The 20,017-nt window shown below is 26.7% G+C and carries 17 protein-coding genes; 11 read left to right on the top strand and 6 right to left on the bottom strand.

Features of this window, described 5'->3' with window-relative positions; translation table 11 throughout:
- Position 1: 1 nt before the first annotated feature.
- The 7 genes from ACRDBA_RS04200 (at position 2) to ACRDBA_RS04170 (ending at position 6,115) form a co-directional block, all read left to right on the top strand.
- Complete coding sequence (locus tag ACRDBA_RS04200; RefSeq protein ID WP_438571669.1) at positions 2-802, top strand: YjjW family glycine radical enzyme activase; 801 nt, start codon at positions 2-4, stop codon at positions 800-802.
- A gap of 137 nt (positions 803-939) precedes the next feature.
- Positions 940-2,163 carry a transglutaminase domain-containing protein gene (locus ACRDBA_RS04195; protein WP_438571668.1) on the top strand — a complete coding sequence of 408 codons (1,224 nt, stop codon included), beginning with the start codon at positions 940-942 and terminating at the stop codon, positions 2,161-2,163.
- 93 nt (positions 2,164-2,256) lie between these two features.
- The gene (locus tag ACRDBA_RS04190; protein ID WP_438571667.1) at positions 2,257-3,231 is read left to right on the top strand and encodes a glycosyltransferase family 2 protein; all 975 of its coding nucleotides are present in this window, start codon (positions 2,257-2,259) and stop codon (positions 3,229-3,231) included.
- An 18-nt stretch (positions 3,232-3,249) separates the two neighbouring features.
- Positions 3,250-3,639, top strand: a complete 390-nt coding sequence (locus tag ACRDBA_RS04185) for a GtrA family protein (protein ID WP_438571666.1) — start codon at positions 3,250-3,252, stop codon at positions 3,637-3,639.
- 31 nt (positions 3,640-3,670) lie between these two features.
- Positions 3,671-5,119: a hypothetical protein gene (locus tag ACRDBA_RS04180; RefSeq protein WP_438571665.1), complete on the top strand. Its 1,449-nt coding sequence runs from the start codon at positions 3,671-3,673 to the stop codon at positions 5,117-5,119.
- 299 nt (positions 5,120-5,418) lie between these two features.
- The gene (locus ACRDBA_RS04175) at positions 5,419-5,550 is read left to right on the top strand and encodes a hypothetical protein (RefSeq protein WP_438571664.1); all 132 of its coding nucleotides are present in this window, start codon (positions 5,419-5,421) and stop codon (positions 5,548-5,550) included.
- A complete protein-coding gene (locus ACRDBA_RS04170; RefSeq protein WP_438571663.1) occupies positions 5,534-6,115 on the top strand; it encodes a hypothetical protein in 582 nt (193 codons plus the stop codon). The genes ACRDBA_RS04175 and ACRDBA_RS04170 overlap by 17 nt, the downstream gene beginning before the upstream one ends.
- A gap of 78 nt (positions 6,116-6,193) precedes the next feature.
- Here the strand turns inward: ACRDBA_RS04170 and ACRDBA_RS04165 are convergent, their stop codons facing one another.
- Positions 6,194-7,447 carry an NUDIX hydrolase gene (locus ACRDBA_RS04165; RefSeq protein ID WP_438571662.1) on the bottom strand — a complete coding sequence of 418 codons (1,254 nt, stop codon included), beginning with the start codon at positions 7,445-7,447 and terminating at the stop codon, positions 6,194-6,196.
- 354 nt (positions 7,448-7,801) lie between these two features.
- On the opposite strand from ACRDBA_RS04165, the gene ACRDBA_RS04160 reads away from it, so the two are divergent.
- From ACRDBA_RS04160 to ACRDBA_RS04150, 3 genes are all read left to right on the top strand, one after another.
- Positions 7,802-8,365, top strand: coding sequence for a hypothetical protein (locus tag ACRDBA_RS04160; protein ID WP_438571661.1), 564 nt, complete (start codon positions 7,802-7,804; stop codon positions 8,363-8,365).
- A gap of 131 nt (positions 8,366-8,496) precedes the next feature.
- Entirely contained in the window at positions 8,497-9,678 is a 1,182-nt protein-coding gene (locus tag ACRDBA_RS04155; protein WP_438571660.1) for an exonuclease SbcCD subunit D, read from the top strand.
- Positions 9,668-12,811: an AAA family ATPase gene (locus tag ACRDBA_RS04150; RefSeq protein WP_438571659.1), complete on the top strand. Its 3,144-nt coding sequence runs from the start codon at positions 9,668-9,670 to the stop codon at positions 12,809-12,811. Before ACRDBA_RS04155 ends, ACRDBA_RS04150 begins: the two co-directional genes overlap by 11 nt.
- 68 nt (positions 12,812-12,879) lie before the next feature.
- On the opposite strand, the gene ACRDBA_RS04145 is transcribed toward ACRDBA_RS04150, so the two are convergent.
- The 3 genes from ACRDBA_RS04145 to ACRDBA_RS04135 all read right to left on the bottom strand — a co-directional run bounded on the left by ACRDBA_RS04145 (position 12,880) and on the right by ACRDBA_RS04135 (position 17,811).
- A complete protein-coding gene (locus ACRDBA_RS04145; protein WP_438571658.1) occupies positions 12,880-13,344 on the bottom strand; it encodes a GreA/GreB family elongation factor in 465 nt (154 codons plus the stop codon).
- A gap of 65 nt (positions 13,345-13,409) precedes the next feature.
- Entirely contained in the window at positions 13,410-14,450 is a 1,041-nt protein-coding gene (locus ACRDBA_RS04140; RefSeq protein ID WP_438571657.1) for a YeiH family protein, read from the bottom strand.
- 139 nt (positions 14,451-14,589) lie between these two features.
- Complete coding sequence (locus ACRDBA_RS04135; protein WP_438571656.1) at positions 14,590-17,811, bottom strand: ligand-binding sensor domain-containing protein; 3,222 nt, start codon at positions 17,809-17,811, stop codon at positions 14,590-14,592.
- Between the two features lie 322 nt (positions 17,812-18,133).
- Between ACRDBA_RS04135 and ACRDBA_RS04130 the strand changes: the two genes are divergently transcribed.
- Entirely contained in the window at positions 18,134-19,369 is a 1,236-nt protein-coding gene (locus tag ACRDBA_RS04130) for a peptidase U32 family protein (RefSeq protein WP_438571655.1), read from the top strand.
- Positions 19,370-19,474: 105 nt separating this feature from the next.
- Here the strand turns inward: ACRDBA_RS04130 and ACRDBA_RS04125 are convergent, their stop codons facing one another.
- Both ACRDBA_RS04125 and ACRDBA_RS04120 read right to left on the bottom strand, forming a co-directional pair.
- The gene (locus ACRDBA_RS04125) at positions 19,475-19,732 is read right to left on the bottom strand and encodes a YkgJ family cysteine cluster protein (protein WP_438571654.1); all 258 of its coding nucleotides are present in this window, start codon (positions 19,730-19,732) and stop codon (positions 19,475-19,477) included.
- A gap of 165 nt (positions 19,733-19,897) precedes the next feature.
- On the bottom strand, positions 19,898-20,008 hold the full coding sequence (locus ACRDBA_RS04120; RefSeq protein WP_438571679.1) for an SDR family oxidoreductase: 111 nt from the start codon (positions 20,006-20,008) through the stop codon (positions 19,898-19,900).
- Positions 20,009-20,017: the final 9 nt, after the last annotated feature.

Raw genomic sequence — 20,017 nt, 5'->3', positions numbered from 1 at the left:
TATGGCTTTAGTAAATAAAATTATTCCTTTTTCATGTATAGATGGACCAGGAAACAGAACAGCTATATTTTTTCAAGGATGTAATTTAAAATGTACATATTGTCATAATCCTGAAACAATTAATCAGTGTGTTAATTGTGGGCTTTGCGTAAATAGTTGTCCAGCTAAAGCTTTAGATTTTATTAATAATAAAGTTAAGTGGGATAAAAGTAAGTGTATAGAATGTGATAATTGTATTAGAAAATGCAAGAACTTATCTACTCCAAGAGTAAAAGATTATTCAGTTGACGAGCTATTTAGTGAAATAAAAAAAATTAGACCTTTTATTCAAGGGATTACTGTCAGTGGTGGTGAATGTACACTTAATTCAGATTTTCTAGTAGAATTATTTAAAAAGGTAAAAAGCGAGTTAGGGCTTACTTGTTTTGTAGATACTAATGGAATATTAGATTTAAGAGGACTTAGTGAACTAGTAGAAGTAACTGATAAATTTATGTTAGATGTTAAATCTATAGATGAAGAAGAGCATATTAAATTTACTGGTTTAAGCAATAAAACTGTGTTAAAGAATTTAAATTATCTTTTAGATTTAGATAAGATATATGAAGTTAGAACTGTAGTAGCTCCAAATTTAAATAATGAAAAAACTGTTAAAGAAGTAGCTAAAGTAGTTAATAAAAGGTGTAAGTATAAATTAAATGCCTATAGAAAGTATGGAGTTAGAAAAGAAGGGTTAGAATTTCATGGTGAAGTAGGAATTAGTAATGATGAATTACAAAGATATATTAAATATGTAGAATAATATTATTAATAAAAAGTAAGAGCAGATGTAACTTATGTCTGCTCTTTTATTTAAATTACAAGAGTTGGTAAAAACATTGTTAATATGGGATAATATGATAAGCTAAGTTTATTAGGTTATAGAATGGGGGGATAATATTGAAAAAGGCTATTAAATTAATAATAAGTGCAATAACTATGGTAACTACATTAAATTTTGTAGGTTGTGCAAATATAAATGGAAATAATATGGAACAACTTAATGGTGTTTTAAAATTAAATGAGAAATATATAATATTTGATGGTATGAAAGTAGAAAAGGAAGAAATTGATGGATATGAAAGTCCTTATAAAGATATGACATCAACTTATTTTAAATATAAACTTTCAGAAGAAGAGCAAACTTTATATAAGTCATTTATTTATGCATATGAAAATGGGTATGAAAAAATCAGATACTATTCATCTAATGAAAATCTTAAGGATAGCTTTAGTAAGGTAATACAATCACTTTGCTCAGAAAATCCATTTTTTGATTATAATTATTTCTATAGATTTATAGATAATAACTTAGAAAATTATTATGAATTTGATATGCCAGCTTTAAAGCAAAGGGATTTAGATTTAAAAATAGAAGCTTATAATAAGGCAAAGGAATTAATAAGTTCTATGCCAGAAGGCTTAGATGAGTATGGAAGGGTATCTTGGATATATAAATATATTGTTGATAATATATCTTATGTAGATGATTTAGATAGCTATATGAATGGATCACCTAAATATATATATGATGGGTTAGTTGGTGGAAAAACTCAATGTTCTGGATTTTCAGATACTATGACTATGATGTGTAATTTAGCAGGGGTAGAGGCATTAACTGTATCAGGAAAAACATTAGAAGGTCATGCATGGAATTTAGTTAAGATAGATGGAGAGTTTTATCACTGTGACCCAACTGGAGATAGCGGGATTAGGCAAGGACTTCCAGAAGGATATAAAGATATATGGGTAAGCTTTTTAAAGTCAGATGAAATGATGTTCTCAATGGATTATTATTTAGAAGAAGAAATAGTAATAGATTTCCCTAAAGCAACAAGTACGAAATACGATTATAACAATATAGCAGTAAGTGTACAAAGTATTAATAATGAAGAAGATTTGAAGGCTATGGGAGATGCACTTCTTAAAAATCAAAATTATATAGTAGTTCATACTCCAAATATCCCGGCATCAGAAAATCCAGATATCGTACCTACTTTAGATTATATATTAAATTATGTAGTAAATAATTATGTGGCTGATAGAGCAGTATATATATATGTTCAAGGCGTAAGAAGCCCAATAACTAGAGATATAATATTATTTATGAAGGTAGAAGGTTAGAATTTTATTAATTGAAGGAATAAATGCCAAGTGATATAATTTAATCTTAGATTGTAATATTTAATGTTAAAATTTAGAAACAGAGAGGGTAATATGAAAGAAAAATTATCGATAATTATACCGATGTATAATGAAGAAGAGTCACTACCATTTCTTTACAATAGATTAGTTTCTTTAGGTGAAGAAATAGAAAACTATAATTTAGAATTTTTATTTGTTAATGACGGTAGTAAAGATAGGTCGTTAGAAATAGTAAAAGGATATAGAGAAAAAGATAGTAGAGTATGTTATTTAAATTTATCAAGAAATTTTGGTAAGGAGGTAGCTATGGGAGCAGCATTTGATTATGTTACCGGAGATGCTGTAGTTATAATAGATGCTGATTTGCAAGATCCACCAGAATTAATATTAGATATGATTAAATATTATGAAGAGGGATATGATGATGTCTATGCAAAAAGAAAAAGCAGAGACGGAGAAACATGGTTAAAAAAAGCTACATCTAGAAATTTCTATAAAGTTTTGGCATCAGTTTCTAATGTACCAATACAAACTGATACAGGAGATTTTAGATTGTTAAGTAGAAGGGCTATTGAGGCGTTGAAATCTTTTCCAGAAAAGCAAAGGTATACAAAAGGGATGTTTAGTTTAATAGGATTTAAAAAAATTGCTATAGAATTTGATAGAAATCCTAGAGTTGCTGGAGAAACTAAGTGGAATTATTTTAAGTTGATGGATTTAGCAATCGAAGGAATAACATCATTTACTGTAGCACCTCTTAGAATAGCAACATTTATTGGTTTATTATTTGCAATTGGTTCTTTTATTTATATGATATTTACTGTTATAAAAACATTGATTAATGGTGTAGATGTTCCAGGATATGCAAGCTTAATATGTGTAATGTTGATGCTTGGTGGAATACAATTAATTTCATTAGGTGTTATAGGTGAATACCTAGGAAGAATATTTATAGAAGTTAAGGGAAGACCATTATATTTTATAGATGAGTACTCAGGTTCAGAAGAAACCATAGTTGAAAGTAATGAAGAAGATATAAAAAATTAAAAGGTAGGGGGATGAAGAATGAAGTTTATGTCTAAAGATTTCTTTAATTTTATTAAATTTGCAATTGTAGGTGTAATGAATACACTTTTAAATTGGATTATATTTTTCTTTTTAAATAATGTAGGTGTATACTATATAGTTTCAAATATAATAGCATATACTATTTCAACAATACATAGTTATTTTTGGAATTCAATATGGGTATTTAAATATAGTGAGGGGTCTAAAGCCAAGGCATCATTAAAGTTTATTTTATTGAATATAGGTGGGTTGATTTTAAATACAAGTATATTATTTATATTAGTAGATGTGTTTAAAATGGATAAGTTTATAGGTTTAATACTAACAACAGCTATTGTTATGATTATTAACTATATATTTAATAAAGTATGGGTGTTTAAAAAATAATAAAATTTATGTTTATTATAAGGAGATTTTTATGAAAACTAAAAAAGCATTTTTAGCTTTTGAAATATTGATTATATCTATTATTACATCACTATTTATGGCTGTTATATTAAAAACAACATCGCCATTAAGTTCAACAATAGGAGCAGACTCAGGTATATTTCTAACAATTGGTAAAAGTATAGCCGAAGGAAATTTATTATATGTTGATATATTTGATCATAAGGGACCATTATTATTTTTCTTAAATGCATTACCACAAGTATTTATAGATGGTACTTTAGGAGTATGGATTTTGCAAACTATATTCGTTATTATTACTGTAATTTTAATAGTTAAAATTGGTGATATATTATTAAAAAATAATATGAAATACATAGCACCATTATTTTATATATTATATATAGGATTTACCTTTGAAGGTGGAAATCTATCAGAGGAATATAGTAACTTATTTTGTATAATAGGACTTTACATATTTGTTAAGTATTATATTAGTGGATTTAAATTTAAGAAAAGATATCCGCTAATATTAGGAATTTGCTTTATGGCAATAACTTTAATAAGAATAAATAATGCAGCTATACTAGTTAGTATAGTGTTAACTGTAATAATAATTATAGCAATGAGAAAAGAATTTAAATTAATCGGTACTAGTATAATGAATTTTATATTAGGATGTTTAACAGTATTTCTTCCAGTTAGCTTATATTTTTTAATTCAAGATGCAATTTATGACTTTATTTATGCTAGCTTTTTATATAATTTTAAATATAAAGGTGATGGAATAGTAACTAATATAGCTAAAATAGTTGATTATAGTGATAAATTTAAAAATATAATATTTTTTATAGTATTAATAAGTATTATAAATGCTATAGTTTTAATTATTAAGTCAAAGTATGAATTATGTATATTTGTTGTTATTAATTTATTAGTAACTATAGTTGCTATTGCCGCAGGAGGAAAAGGATATTTACATTATACAACTTTAGGATCAATTGGATTTATATTTAATATAATATTAGCTTTTAAATATTGGCATATTATGAGATATAATTTTGTAAAGGTAGTTGTTATAAGTGCAATTTTATTTAAAGTTGGAACATTTACAATAAATACTTATGAAAAAGTTAAAGGTGAAGTTGTAGCTGAAAATATTTATAAGCAAAGTGTTATAGAACTTTCAAGTAATGTAGGTAAAGAAGAGCGTATATTAGGATATAATATACCTGCAAAGTGGTATTATACAGCAAATTTATTACCTGATAATAAATACTTTACTCTTCAAGATTGGTGGGCTAGTTTTGATCAGAGCATAAATGAAAGTATAAATGATTATTTAAATTCAGATGCACCTGATTGGATAGTTACAAGTGATATAAATGATATAAAAAATGAATTTGTCAAAGAAGTAATAAATGATGAATATATTCTTATAGATGAAAATTTATCTGGTAAGTTATATAAAAAGAAATAGATAATAAGACATATAGTGTGATTTTATATAAAATATACTATATGTTTTTTTATATAAAGAGATAAAACAGATGGTATTTAAAAGGAAAAACATACAAAATAATACAAAAAAGAATATATTTATGATAAATATTAATAGTATATAATATAGTATTAAATTATATTAAAAAAAAAGAATTAATTTTGGTAAATCAACCTAGTTTACATTGAATTTGACGGATGATTTTATGTAAACATTTGTACTAAGTATGATAAAATTATATCGAGGTTAATTTTAAGATAAAGGAAGACTTTTAGCCGATGAATATTAAAAAATATATAGATATAAATATCTATAAAAAGAAAAATCTAACTATTTTATATCCGTTAGCTATGGGGTTAAATGAGCAAGGATATAGTGTTTATGGAGTTAATTATGCTAGTAACGAGTAATAATAATTCTATAAATGAAACTAATATTGTTTCAGAAAAAATGTTAGTAAGTGAAGATATACTTTTTAGTATTAAAACTGACAAATATAATCTTCAAGGGTTAATAGAAGAGGTAAGAGAAAACTATAAAGAACAATTTTCACCAGATTGCATTCCGATGCTTTGTAAAAGAAAAAGTAATTATAGATTTTCTTTAAATAGAGAGTTTTATGAGGAATTCGAATGGGATAGACTTTTAACTATGGGAGATATTAATAAATACTTTATAGAGGCTAAGGGAGCCACTATTTGTATATACTTTGCTAATACTGATGTCATGGGAGATATTAAATTAGCAGATGGGAATGAGAGATTAAAAGAGGGAACCAAAACAGGGGAAATGAAGTTTTATGAGGATACAGCTTATGCAATGACTGTTGAACTAATTGATGGGAAATATATATTTAATCAAGTTCAATATACTGCAGGAGCAGATAATTACCCAGCTAAGTTATATGTTTTAAATGATGCTGGTGAATTAGCAAATAGGATGATAGACTTAATAGATAAATATAAGTTAAGCTAAAGTCCTTAGGGGATATTAATGAGATAATATATGGTAGAAAAAAGATATGAAGACTTAAAGCCTTCATATCTTTTTTTATTAGTCAAATAAGGTTACCCAATTTTTAGATTTATATCCTTGGAAGCAAGTTCTTATTTGATCTGCACTATTTTTTTCTTCAGCTAAATTTGGAAGCTCGTCTATATTAAAGTATCTGCTTTCAACAGTTTCTATATTTTTAACAAAGTTACCATCTATAATTTCACATAATACAAACACTTTACATACTCCATAAGCATAAATAGGAGTATTGTGCTTATTTCTATCTAAAACAGATATAAGTTTAATAGGCACTACATCTAATCCAGCTTCTTCTTTTACTTCTTTTATAGTATTGGATTTTATAGATTGATTAACATCGACCCATCCACCAGGAAGAGACCAAGTTCCATTTTTTTCTTTTACAAGCAAGATTTTATCATCTTTAAATATAGCAGCTCTAGTATCTATTTTAGGTGTCTGGAATCCAGTTTCGTTGCAAAAGATATCATTTACCTTATCAATAGGAAAACCAGATTGAATACTTAACATTTCAGCAGCTATTTCTCTTAATCTTTCAAAGCGTTCTATATCAAAGGAGTTTTCACAATATGTTATTCCAGCTTGAGAAATAAATTGCAATTCCATTGCAATACTTAACCAAGATTTATCTTTAAAAGGATTTAGATTTTGATTTAGTAAATTTATTATTTCATAAGGTTGATTTAAATAATACTTTGCCTTTATATGCTTAACAGAATTACAGCCCCAAAGAGCTAAAGCAGAGTGGACGTTTGCTTTTAAAGCACATTCCATATCATAAATGCTATCACCAACATATAATACTTCATCAGCATTTGCACCAGAAGTTTTTAAATATGCAAGCATAGGATGGGGGTTAGGTTTATGAAGTTTGCTATCATCAGCACATATAACGTAGTCAAAATAATGGTGTATAGAAAAAGGAATAAAATCAGTTTTATATTCTTCTCTTTTTTTAGAAGTGACAATTCCTAATATATAATTTTTACGTTTTAATTCATCAAGTGTACTTTTTATTCCATCAAAAACATTTACAGTGTGAAAAGCATCTTTTAAATTATCATTCCATAAATCATTTGCCGACTGTACATCTTTTATACCTAACTTTTTTAGAGTTACTTCACCGGGAATACCAAGTGCAAACCTTAAATCATTTGTAGAAAGTTCTTTATTTTGCAATTGAAATATAGTTTTTTGTAATGACTTTAAAACAGCCTCTTCTGTATCAAGTAAAGTTCCATCAATATCAAAGACTATGTGTTTATAATTCATATATTGTACCTCCATAATTGATGTTTTATATAAGATTAATATCATTATATCAATAATATATGTTTTAAAAATTAAATATATATTAATTTAAAAGAATGTGTTGAATACGGTTTAAATAGTAAAAAATATGTAACACAAAAAAGATAAAATTCATATTATATATGGAGTACAAAGTATTTAAATAAACAATTTAAATAAACAATTTAAATATTAGTATTGATTATTATAGAGATGAGTCATATAAAGGTCATTAAATTTAAAGAGTAGCTCAATATTTATATTGGTATAGGATAGGCCATATATATGGTTTATTTCTAAAATAGTTAAGAAGATAAATAGAAGGTGGAATATGTTATGAAAAACTCTGTTGAGATATTAAGGATATTCCCAGAAACTTTTAGAGCTAATTTGTATACTACTAAGCCTTTTAGAATGATTGGATTAATAGAAGCAGAAATTAGGTATGATAGTGATGTGGAAAGGGTAACATTAGCTTACTACAGATCATCAGGAACAAATGATAATAAGATACAAGGTCTATGGTATCCAATCGTTGGTATAAAGACTCATACAGGAAGTTTTACAGAATTTACGAGCTATATAAATAATGTTATGTCTAATGTTACAAGAGGTGGAATGGCAAAAAGAAGATGGTTAGCTAAATCCTTATTTTTTGCTTATGGTTATGGTGATGGTAGAACAAATGGATTTTCAGGTGGAAGTCAGAGAGTAAAGTTATATGAAATAGGAAAAAACTTAAGGCTTCTTTATGAATCAGGACAATATAAAAAAGAGCAATTATTAAATGCAGTAACTCTTAATAGTTTAGTAATGTCTAATAATATATATGATGGAAATAAAAAATCACAAGTAGAAAACTACGAAAGATTTATAAAATATATATATTCAAGAGCATAGAGCAGTTAAATTAAATAAAATCTACGGCTATTGTCGTAGATTTTTAATTTTGCTAATTTATTTTAAACTATGGTTAATTAGTATATAATCTAAGTAAATAAATGGATTAAAATCATTATATGGAGGTATTTATGAAAATTTTTCATATGGGAGATTGGCATATAGGAAAGCTAGTAAATGGTTTTTATATGACAGAAGATCAAGAGTTTTTAATGGATAGTCTTTTCGAAAAGATAAAAAGTGAAAAGCCTGATGTATTATTAATAGCAGGAGATTTATATGATAGATCAGTTCCGCCAGTTAGAGCAGTGGAGCTTTTAAATAAAACTTTTAAAAAGATAATAAAAGAATTAAATACCAAGGTTATAGCAGTAGCAGGAAATCATGATAGTAATGAAAGAATAGAATTTGGAAGTGCTATGTTAAAGGATAGTGGATTATATCTTGTGGGGAATTTAACTAAGGATATTAATAAAATTGTTATAGAAGATAAATTTGGACCAGTTAATTTCTATCCTATACCGTATGCAGATGTTCCTGTAGTGCGTGATTTATTTGAAGATGAAGAAATAAAAACATATGATGATGCTATGAGAAAAGTAGTTGAAAATATAAATATTTCATTAAATAAAAAAGAAAGAAATATTGCAATATCACATGGTTACGTTACTTATATGAAAGGTGATGAATTTGAGGAGTTAGAAGAGTCAGAATCAGAAAAGCCTTTAGCTATAGGTGGGACAGAATTAATTAATGTTAAGCATTTTGAAAACTTTAATTATACAGCGTTAGGTCATTTACATGGACCACAAAAGGTATATAGTGATAAGGTTAGATATTCAGGTTCCCTTATGAAGTATTCATTTTCAGAAGTAAATCAAAAAAAGGGTATTACAGTTATTGATTTAATGGAAGATGGTGAAGTAGAAATTAGCTTTATTCCCTTAGTTCCTAAAAGAGATTTTAGAGTTATATTTGGAACTCTAAGTGATATTATAAGTAATAATAATGATGATAAAAATAAAGAAGATTATATAAAGATAGTATTAAAGGATAAAGGGGAATTATTAGACCCAATGGCTAAGATAAGAGCAATTTACCCTAATGCTATGGAGCTTATTAGAGAAGAAAGAATAAGGGCAAATAGTGAAAATAAAGCTATGGCTACAAATATAAAAGAAAGGTCAAAGTTAAATTTATTCCAAAGCTTTTATGAAGATATAGTAGGGGATGAGTTAAATGATGATGAGCTAGAAATAATGTCAAAAATTATTAATAAAGCAGAAAATGGTGGTGAAAATAATGAAGATTAAAAAGCTTATTATAAGTGCTTTTGGTCCTTATGCAGAAAAGCAGACAATAGATTTTGAAGAAAATTTAGATGGTAAAAATATGTTTGTTATTACAGGAAATACTGGTGCAGGAAAAACAACTATTTTTGATGCTATTAATTTTGCATTGTATGGCGAAGCTAGTGGAAGTGATAGAGAAGGAAAATCATTAAGAAGTGACTTTGCTGATAATAAAACACCAACAGAAGTTGAACTTTGGTTTTCTATTAGAAATAAGGATTACTATGTAAAAAGGACACCACAATATTTTAGAGCCAAGCAAAGAGGGGAAGGATATACGGAAAGCAAGCCTACAGCTGAAATGAAGATAAAGGATAAAACTTTAACTGGACCTAAAGAAGTAACAAAGGCAGTAGAAGATATTTTAGGAATAAATTCAGATCAATTTAAACAGCTTGTAATGATACCACAAGGTGAATTTAAAAAGCTTTTAAATTCTGATAGTAGCAAAAAGGAAGAAATCTTTAGAAAAATATTTGGAACTAAGGTGTTTTCTATTATACAAAATGATATTAAAGAAAAATCAAATGTATTAAAAAAATCTATAGAAACTATACAAAGAGATAGAGAAAATAGAATAAGAGTATTTAAATGTAGAGAAAAGGAAGAATTACTTGGACTTATAAATGCTAAGGATATAAATATTGAATTAGTTATGGAAAAGTTTAAGGATGCTATAAAATTTGATGAGAAATATAGCGAAGAAGTAAAAGATAATATAAAGAAAATTGAAGATGAAATATCAAAGCTTTCAAAGGAATTTACTTTAGCTGATGAAAATAATAAAAAGATAGAAAAGGTAGAAAAGTGCAAGATTGAATTAGAAGAATTAATAGCTAAAGCTAATGAATATAAAGATAAATCTATAATGCTAGAACGAGGAAAAAAAGCTATAACTGTTGGGAACTTTGAAGAAAAATATAATGAAAAGAAAAAACTTCATGATTCAGTATCTAAGGAATTAAAAGAAAGTAAATTATTAAAGGAAAATTTAGAAGAAGATTTAAAAAAAGCAGAGGAATGTCTTTCTATTGAAAAAGGAAAGGAAGAAGAAAGAAATAAAATATCTAAAAATATAGATGAATATGAAAAGCTTAAGGATAAGGCTGCAAAATATGAATCTATAAAAAATCAGTTTGATTTATTAAAAAAGAAGTTAAAATCTACGGAAGCTAGAAAAATCTCAATTGATATAGAAGTTAAAAGTAATGAAAATACTTTAAAAGAAATATCAATAATGTTAGATGAAATAAAAAAAATAAGGGAAGAGAAAAGTAAGTTAGATATAGAAAATGAAAAATATGAAGGAAAACTAGAAAAAATAAATAGAATATCTTCAGCTATTTCTAAGTGGTTATCAGAAAATGATAGACATGAAAATGGAATAAAGTATTATTCAGAAGTAGAAAAGAAATATAAGAATTTAAAAAATATTTATGAAGAGTTAGAAGATATATTTAAGAAAAATCAAGCTGGTATATTAGCTAGAAATTTAGAAGAAGGTGAAGAATGTCCAGTTTGTGGATCTACATCTCACCCAAGATTAGCAATCTTAGACGAAAAAGAAGTAACAGAAGAAGCAGTGAAAAAATCAAAAGTTGAATTTGAGGCTATAGGAAATAAAAAAGAAGAAGCAATAAAATTATTAACTGAAATAAAAACTAGAATGGATAATATATTTGATGAAACAATTAATTCTATGGCTATGGAACTTTTAGGAAATGAAGTTGATATAACTAATAGTAGTGAAGATATAAATATTATTAATGAAAAAATTAATCAGTTAAATATAGAAAATAATAATTTAATAAAGAAAAATAAAGAAAGAATAGAGGGTTTAAATAAATTAATAAATACTGAAGGTTTAAAACTTAGTGAAAAAGAACAAGCTGAGAAAGCTATTGTAGCTTTAAGAAAAGAACTTGAGGAAAAAAATGAGGAACTAGTAAACCTTCAAGGAAAATTTAAGTCTCAAGAAGTGTTATTAGAAGAAATTAGAAAGGAATTTAATGGTGAAATTAAGACTAAAGCACAATTAGATTTATTAATTAATGATGAAGCTAATAAGCTTAAAAAATTAAAGGAACTATTTGAAAAGGTAGAAGAGCTATATAAAAAAGTAAAAACTAGCTTAGATAATGAAAAGGGTAGATTCCAATCATTAACTAAGAGTGAGGAAGAATCAAAGAGTAGTTATGAAGAAGCTTTAAACATATTTAAAGAAAATGTATTATCTTTAGGTTTTGAGGATTATAAAGATTATATTGGAGCTAAGATATCTGAACAAGGAATAATTTATTTAGAAGAAGAGATTTCAAAATATAATACAGATGTAATTAGTATTAAAAACTTATATAGTATGGTATCTAAAGATGCTGAAGGATTAACTAAAATAGATTTAATGGTTATTAAGGAAAAGCTAGAAGAAGCAAATGAGAAAAAAATTAAACTTGTAAGTGAAGACAAGGAGATATTTGCAGATATTAATCATAATAAAAGTATAATAGAGGATATCAAGAAATTTACTAAGTCCATAGAAAATGATGAAAAGGAATATAAGGTAGTAGGTAATTTATCTAAGATAGTAAATGGTGAAAATTTAAAGAGAATAAGCTTTGAAAGATATGTTTTAGCAGCATATTTTGAAGATATAATTGCAGCTGCTAATGTTAGATTTAGTAAAATAACAGGAAGTAGATACGAGCTTTTAAGAAAAGAAGATATAGGAGACAAGAGAAAAGGTCAAGGCTTAGATTTAGAAGTATTTGATAATTATACTGGTAAATCTAGAGATATAAAAACTTTATCTGGAGGAGAAAGCTTTAAGGCATCATTATCAATGGCATTAGGGTTAGCGGATGTGGTTCAAAGCTATGCTGGAGGAATTCAATTAGATACTATGTTTATAGATGAAGGATTTGGAACGTTAGATCCAGAGTCTTTAGATAATGCTATAGAATGTTTAATAGACCTACAAAACGATGGTAGATTAGTAGGCGTAATATCACATGTAGAAGAGCTTAAGGATAGAATAGAAGCCAGGTTAGAAGTAATATCAACTAATAAGGGAAGTAAGGTTGAATTTAAAATTTAGTTATTACAATAATATAAAAACTCACGATAGTTACTTGAATTATCGTGAGTTTTTTAGAAGCAAATAACTTATAGAATTTCTAATATTTCAATTGAATAGTTTTCACCAGGAGCATTAACCTCCACTGTTTCACCAGCTTTTCGACCAGTCAAGGCTTTACCTAAATCGGATTCTATACTTATAAGCATATTTTCAGGATCTAAATCCATAGTAGTTACTAAAGTTACTATTTCTTCTTCGTCATCTTCAACAAATTTAATTCTAGCCTTACTGTTAATTCCTAAGACAGATTTATCTAAATCAGAATCATCAATTACAGTAGCTGTAGAAATCATAGTCATTAAATATTGAATTCTATTATCATTTTCTCTATAGTTTGCACAAGCTTCCTTATATTCAGCATTTTCAGATCTGTCTCCATGAGCAGCAGCAATAGCCTTTTCTCTTGCTATTTCTCCTCTTTTTACAGTAAGTCTATATTCTAATTCATCTTGCAATTTTTTCATATTCTCAGCAGTTAGTGTGTTATTCATAAAAAGCCCACCCTTTCAAAATATAATACCTTAATATTATAATACATAAATTAAAAAATGAAAGGCTAAAGTACTAAAGCTATTAATATAATTGCAGATGTTATTTGAAGTAATCCTATGAATAAACAATAAACTGATGTTTTAACTCCTTGTTTAACTAAGTCAGCAAAATAAACTCTCATACCAATTCCAGCAAGAGCAATTATTTCAATAAAATTATCTATTTCTTTTAATGTACCAGCCCAAGAACTGGGAATTATACTAAGGGAATAAAGAGCACAAGTTATAAAAAATCCTTTTATATACCAAGGCATTTTTATTCTAGATTGGTGAGTATTACTATGAACTTCATGTTCTACTGCATCTATAGCTTTAGTAGCATTTTTATTTTTTATTGCAGCCAAAGCAAATACAACACCAACTAAAAAGATAATTCTAACTATCTTAAAAATGGTAGCAAGCTCTTTAACTTCTTCACTTACTATGGAAGCTGAAGCAACTACTTGGCCTACTGATTGTAAAATACCTCCTAAAAATGCAGAAGTTCTAAAAACTTCATTGTTATATAAAAATGAAGTAATTAAAGGAAGTAAAATCATAAGAACTGTACCAGTTACATTTACCATAGTAATGGATATTCCCTTATCTTTAGAATGAGCATTTATAACAGGAGCAGTAGAAGCAATTGCAGAAGATCCACAAACAGCATTACCACTTGCCATTAATAATGTGAAGTCTTCTGAAAATTTCATTTTTCTACCTATAAAAATTGTTCCGGCAGTAGTTATAATCATTTGAAGTATTATAAATAATATTCCCATAATGCCTATATGGAGTATTGATGATACACTAAGGGTAGCTCCCAATAAAACAACAGAAATAGAAAGAAGAGTTCCTTCGCAAAATTTGGTTCCTCTATGAAAGAAGGGTTTATTACCAAATGTATTACCTACTAAAATACCTATAAATATAGATAATGTTGCAGCACCAAGGCTAGGAACAAAAACAGCAAGCATCTTACTTAATATAGCTATTGCTACGCATATAAGCATTCCAGGGATAGTATCAACTATTTTTTTCTTTGTAGTTAAGTTATGTTTACTCATATAAAATTCACACCTTTTATTATTTTTTACCAAATATAAAGTAATTATATTATTTGAAATTATAATTACTTTTATAAATGGATAATAAAGGGGATGTATATTAAAAAGGATGTAGAAAAAATTCTACATCCTTTAAAAATTATTTAAATAAGTCTTCAGTAGGCCAGGACTTCTTTTGTTTTACAGGTAATAGGATTATAAATTTACTTCCTTTGCCTAATTCACTTTCTACATGGATAGTTCCTTGATGAAGTTGAATTATTTTTTTAGTGATAGTTAATCCTAGACCACTTCCTTTATGAACTTCAGAATTACTATCTACTACTTGATTAAATCTATTGAAAATTAATTCATGGTACTTTTTATCGATTCCTTTACCATTATCAGTTATTTCAATTTTAACCCATTCATTTAAATCTTTGATTTCAACTTTTATAAATCCACCAGCAGGTGTAAATTTAGATGCATTATTAACTATATTTACGATACATCTTTCTATTTCAGTTGAATCAGCGTGAATTATTTTTTCTTCTATTTCAGGATCAATAATAAGATCTATATCTTGCTTTTCGATATAATTGCTTAATGAAAGGGCAGCTTCCTCTACAACATAAACTATATCTATAGGTTTAAGATCTATTTTATAGCTTCCATGCTCAATTTTAGAAGTATCTACTAAGTCATTAATTATCTTTAATAATCTCTTAGTATTGTTTCTCATAATAAGCATATAAGATTCAAGCTTACTTCGTTCTATTCCTTTATCTTGCTTATTTAGTTCTCGAATTAATTGTTCAGTAGAGTAAATAACATTAAGAGGAGTTCTAAGCTCGTGAGATAAATTTATAAGATAACTATTTTTTCTCTTTTCTAATTCAATTACTTTTTCAAATAACTCTTTATTAGTTTTCATTTCATCGCTTAACTCTTTAGTTCTTTGTGAAACTAGTCTATCTAATTTTTTTACTTTAGCCTTACTATTAAATACAGCAAATGCTAAAAGAATTAGATAAAGTAAAATTGCAACATTACTAGCCCAGATAGGTGAATTAATTTTAAATGTCAAAATAGATTCATTGCTAACTATACCGTTATTACCTCTAGCTTTAATATGAAACTTATAATTACCAGGAGAAAGATTACTTAATGTAATAGAGTGACCATCCATAGGAATCCATTCATCAGTAGCCCCTTCTAAAAGATAAAAATATTTTATTCCATCTATATTTTTATAATTTGCTACAAATGCATCTATATATATATTATTTTCATCATAGGAAAGTTTTGTGTTGTCTATATTTGGTACCTCTAACCCATTAATTTTAAATTTATTAAATATAATATCATATGCAGCTCCATCATCCTTAAGGGTTTCGGGAGCAATTATATTAAATCCGTTTATTCCTCCAAAAAGCAATTTATTATTTTGTGATTTAAAAAATGCATTTCCATTAAATTCATTACTCTGTAAACCATCAGTAATATTAATAGTTGAAATTATATTGGTATTAATATTTAATTTAGATATACCCATATTAGTACTACACCAAGGATTGCCATCAGAGTCTAATAGAACTCCATAAATGGTGTTATTAGATAGACCATCTTTAGTAGTATATCTTTTAAAGTCATTTGTTTTTGTATTTAATAAATTAAGTCCAAAACTTGTACCAATCCAAAGATTATTAGAGGAATCTTCAATAATACATCGGATAGAATTACTACTTATAGAGTTGGTGTCATAATCATCTGTAGTATAAACTAAAACATTTTTAGATTCAGGATTTATCCGTATTAGTCCACCTTGAATAAATGTACCAATCCAATACTCCCCAGAAGTCGTTTTATAAATATCACTAATATATGAATCATTTGGAGAATACTTTAGGATAACCTCAGTTAAATCTAAAATTTCATAATTTGATAAATTTAATATGTACAGTCCAGAAGATGTTCCTATCCATAAGTATCCTAAGTCATCATAATAAAGTGATCTAATAGACTTATTAGTTAACCCGGTTTTTTCATCGAAATTTTTACTTGTTTTATTTTTTAGATCTAGAATAGTTAGACCTTTGTTAGTTCCTATAAATACAAAATTATCATTACCAGCAATGTCTATAATATCATTATCGATAATATAGTCGGTGTTTAAGTTTTTTATTTTATCCATGTTTTTATCTAGTATGTCTATGCCATTATATCTAGTACCTATCCATAATGATCCATAGGTATCTTCGTAAATTGCTGATACCATATTATTGGTTATGGTATTGTTATCAAAGGGATCATTTTTGTAATGTTGAACTTTACTACTAGGATTAAAAATACTTACACCTGAATATGTACCAACCCAAATTAAGCCACTTTTATCTTGAATAATAGAAAAAGTATTATTATCAACTAAAGAGTTTATGTCATAAATTTTATTTTTATGAGAAATAAATGTTTCAGTGTTATTATCAAACTTAGATAATCCTTCATCTGTAGTAATCCACATATCTCCACTTTTATCTCTTAGAAAATTTCTTATCATTCCACCAGGTAATGAAGTCACATCTTTTTTATCATAAGGATAATGGGTTATTTCGCTTGTTTTTAAGTCTAATTTATAGGCCCCAGTAGAATATGAACCAGCCCAAATGTAGCCTTTGTAATCATAATAAATTTTATATATTTCAGTAGAGTTTAAATTATAGGGGTTAGATGTTTGTAGAAATTGTTCTGATTCACCAGATGATAAGTTAATTTTATTAATTCCATTTTCAGTTCCAATCCATATGTTTCCTTTATCATCTTCAGTTAATGAATTTATGTATTGTGATGATAAATTATCTTTTTCAAATATTCTAGAAAAATTATTAGTTTCCTTATTGTAAATATTTAATCCATCAGCAGTACCAACTAATATTTGTTGATTTTTTGTTATTAAAATGCAATTAGTATTTCTATGAGAAAGGTTTCCGTGATTTTCATCATTTGAGTAATTTGTTATTGAAGTACCATCGCTATGAATTTTACTTAGACCACTAGCAGTAGCGGTCCAGATATTACCGTCAATATCTTCAGTTATATCTAAGATATAGTTATTAATTAAGCTATTTTCTTTATCTTCATTTACACTATATTTTTTGAAGTCATATCCATTGTACTTATTTAATCCATCATTAGTTCCAAGCCAAATATAACCTTTACTATCTTGAAATAGAGCTTCAACAGTTCCTTGAGTTAATCCATCTTGAATAGTAATATTTTTAAAGTTAATTTGTTCTTTTGCGCTAATAATTTTAGAGGGAGGTAATAAAACTAAATTAATTAAAAGTGTAATTATTAGTATTTTTCCAATCAATTGTTTTTTCATAATTCAAAATCCTTTTATTTACATTTAAAATATAAAATTATCTATATTTAACTGTATAATTTTATCACTTCTAATCTATCAATACAATGATATTAAAACAATTTCCTTTATAATAGAAGAAGTGTTATTATTTTACATATATTAATATGGTTACTATTATTAATTTTTAAGTAATAAGATATAATAAAAACTATATAAATAGAATGCAAATTGACAAAATAATAAAGAGTAAAAGTATTTGATATGAAATTTTAATTGTATCATAACTAATATTTTTGTTATAATTCAGCTATACAAATAACATTAACAGAGGGATAAAAATATGATGAAAAAATATAAGAAACCAGAATTATTAGCACCAGCAGGGAGTTTAGAAAAGTTAAAAGTAGCTTTTCAATATGGAGCAGATGCAGTTTACTTTGGGGGGCAAGCATTTTCATTAAGAGCTGCTGCTCAAAATTTTACTTATGATGATATGAGGGAAGGTATAAAAATAGCAAGAGAATACGGTGGAAAAATGTATTGCACAATTAATGTAATGCCAAGAAATGAAGGTATAGATCAACTACCTGAATTTTTAAAAAACCTAGAGGAAATAGGAATAGATGCAGTTTTAGTATCTGATCTAGGCGTATTTTCAACTGTTCAAAAGTATACGAAGCTACCTATACATGTAAGTACGCAAGCGAATACAATAAATTATGAAGCCTGTAATATGTGGGGAAGACTTGGAGCAGAAAGAGTAGTTTTAGGAAGAGAGTGTTCACTTCAAGAAATAAAAGATATTAGAAAAAATATACCAGAAGATTTAGAAATAGAAGTATTTATTCATGGAGCAATGTGTATTTCGTATTCAGGAAGATGCTTACTTTCAAGCTATATGACTGGAAGGGATTCAAATAGAGGGGCTTGTGCTCAATCATGTAGATGGAAATATTCTTTAGTAGAAGAAAAAAGACCAAATGAGTATTTCCCAATAGAAGAAGATGAAAATGGAACATACATAATGAATTCAAAGGATTTATGCCTTCTAGAATATATTCCAGAGATTATGGAAGCAGGAATATCTTCATTGAAAATAGAAGGAAGAAATAAAAGTGAATACTATGTAGCATTAGTAGTAAATGCATATAGAAAGGCTATTGATTTATATTGGAATGACCCTGAAAATTATAAATTGCCAAAAGAATTATTAGATGAAATGTATAAGGTTAGCCATAGAGAATATCATACAGGATTTTTCTTTAACTCACCAAAGGAAGAAGGACTAATATATCATACAAATAATCATGTAAAAGAATATGATGTAGTAGCAATAGTTCATGAATATGATGAAGAAACAGGAATTGCATTATGTAAGCAAAGAAATAAATTTGTTCTCGGAGATAAGGTAGAAATTTTATCACCAGATTCAATTGGAGTAGAATTTATTGTTGAAGACTTATATAACGAAGATGGCGAAAAGATAGATCAATGCCAAAGACCAGGAATGATGTGTAAAGTTAAGATGCCGTGCAAAGTAGATAGAAATACATTCCTTAGAAAAGAGCTAGTTTAGTATAAATAATAAAAAAAATAATATTAAATCTATGAATATAAATATTTATAAAATTTTAAATAGAAATAACCTAGTAGGAATTGCTATTCTTACTAGGTTATTTTATTACAATGGGCTTGTCTCTTTTTCTAGTAATGTTAAATATTCTAATGCCTCTTCTCGAGATTTTCCACACATATCTTTGCAGGGTTTTAATCCTGCACATACACTAGGTCTTCTAGGATCATTAAATATTTTACATAAGTTATTTTCGTCAAGCTGAATACATCTTTCACCAGCTTTTTTTCCATTTTTCATACCTGGTATTGGAGAAGATATTGATGGAGCTATGCAGCAAGCACCGCAGTATAATCTACATTCCATAAAACTACCGTCCTTTTTACTTTTAATAAAGCTATTATATATTTTAAAAAGAATATTTTCTATATTAAAAGTTATCCAAAAATATATTTAATAAGAAAATGTTTAAAAAATATATTTTGATTTTATATGTATTATATTAATTTTTAATAAGTGTAAATTTAATATTTAACGCAAATGTCCACCACCACTAACCCTAAGAATTTCTCCTGTTATAAATGAACTTTCATCTGATAATAAAAACATTACAGCATTTGTAACATCATTAACAGTTCCAATTCTTTTTAA

Origin of the sequence: Clostridium sp. (genome assembly GCF_051654825.1) — a bacterium.
Lineage (GTDB): Bacteria > Bacillota > Clostridia > Clostridiales > Clostridiaceae > Clostridium.
This window is presented reverse-complemented; position numbering and strand designations above follow the sequence as displayed.

What these genes read in the sequence shown, in the direction of transcription:
- ACRDBA_RS04170 (WP_438571663.1), top strand. Translation starts at nt 5,534, where the DNA reads ATGCTAGTAACGAGTAATAATAATTCTATAAATGAAACTAATATTGTT.
- ACRDBA_RS04125 (WP_438571654.1), bottom strand. Translation starts at nt 19,732, where the DNA reads ATGGAATGTAGATTATACTGCGGTGCTTGCTGCATAGCTCCATCAATA.
- ACRDBA_RS04175 (WP_438571664.1), top strand. Translation starts at nt 5,419, where the DNA reads ATGAATATTAAAAAATATATAGATATAAATATCTATAAAAAGAAAAAT.
- ACRDBA_RS04190 (WP_438571667.1), top strand. Translation starts at nt 2,257, where the DNA reads ATGAAAGAAAAATTATCGATAATTATACCGATGTATAATGAAGAAGAG.
- ACRDBA_RS04160 (WP_438571661.1), top strand. Translation starts at nt 7,802, where the DNA reads ATGAAAAACTCTGTTGAGATATTAAGGATATTCCCAGAAACTTTTAGA.
- ACRDBA_RS04145 (WP_438571658.1), bottom strand. Translation starts at nt 13,344, where the DNA reads ATGAATAACACACTAACTGCTGAGAATATGAAAAAATTGCAAGATGAA.
- ACRDBA_RS04155 (WP_438571660.1), top strand. Translation starts at nt 8,497, where the DNA reads ATGAAAATTTTTCATATGGGAGATTGGCATATAGGAAAGCTAGTAAAT.
- ACRDBA_RS04135 (WP_438571656.1), bottom strand. Translation starts at nt 17,811, where the DNA reads ATGAAAAAACAATTGATTGGAAAAATACTAATAATTACACTTTTAATT.
- ACRDBA_RS04180 (WP_438571665.1), top strand. Translation starts at nt 3,671, where the DNA reads ATGAAAACTAAAAAAGCATTTTTAGCTTTTGAAATATTGATTATATCT.
- ACRDBA_RS04150 (WP_438571659.1), top strand. Translation starts at nt 9,668, where the DNA reads ATGAAGATTAAAAAGCTTATTATAAGTGCTTTTGGTCCTTATGCAGAA.
- ACRDBA_RS04140 (WP_438571657.1), bottom strand. Translation starts at nt 14,450, where the DNA reads ATGAGTAAACATAACTTAACTACAAAGAAAAAAATAGTTGATACTATC.
- ACRDBA_RS04200 (WP_438571669.1), top strand. Translation starts at nt 2, where the DNA reads ATGGCTTTAGTAAATAAAATTATTCCTTTTTCATGTATAGATGGACCA.
- ACRDBA_RS04165 (WP_438571662.1), bottom strand. Translation starts at nt 7,447, where the DNA reads ATGAATTATAAACACATAGTCTTTGATATTGATGGAACTTTACTTGAT.
- ACRDBA_RS04185 (WP_438571666.1), top strand. Translation starts at nt 3,250, where the DNA reads ATGAAGTTTATGTCTAAAGATTTCTTTAATTTTATTAAATTTGCAATT.
- ACRDBA_RS04130 (WP_438571655.1), top strand. Translation starts at nt 18,134, where the DNA reads ATGATGAAAAAATATAAGAAACCAGAATTATTAGCACCAGCAGGGAGT.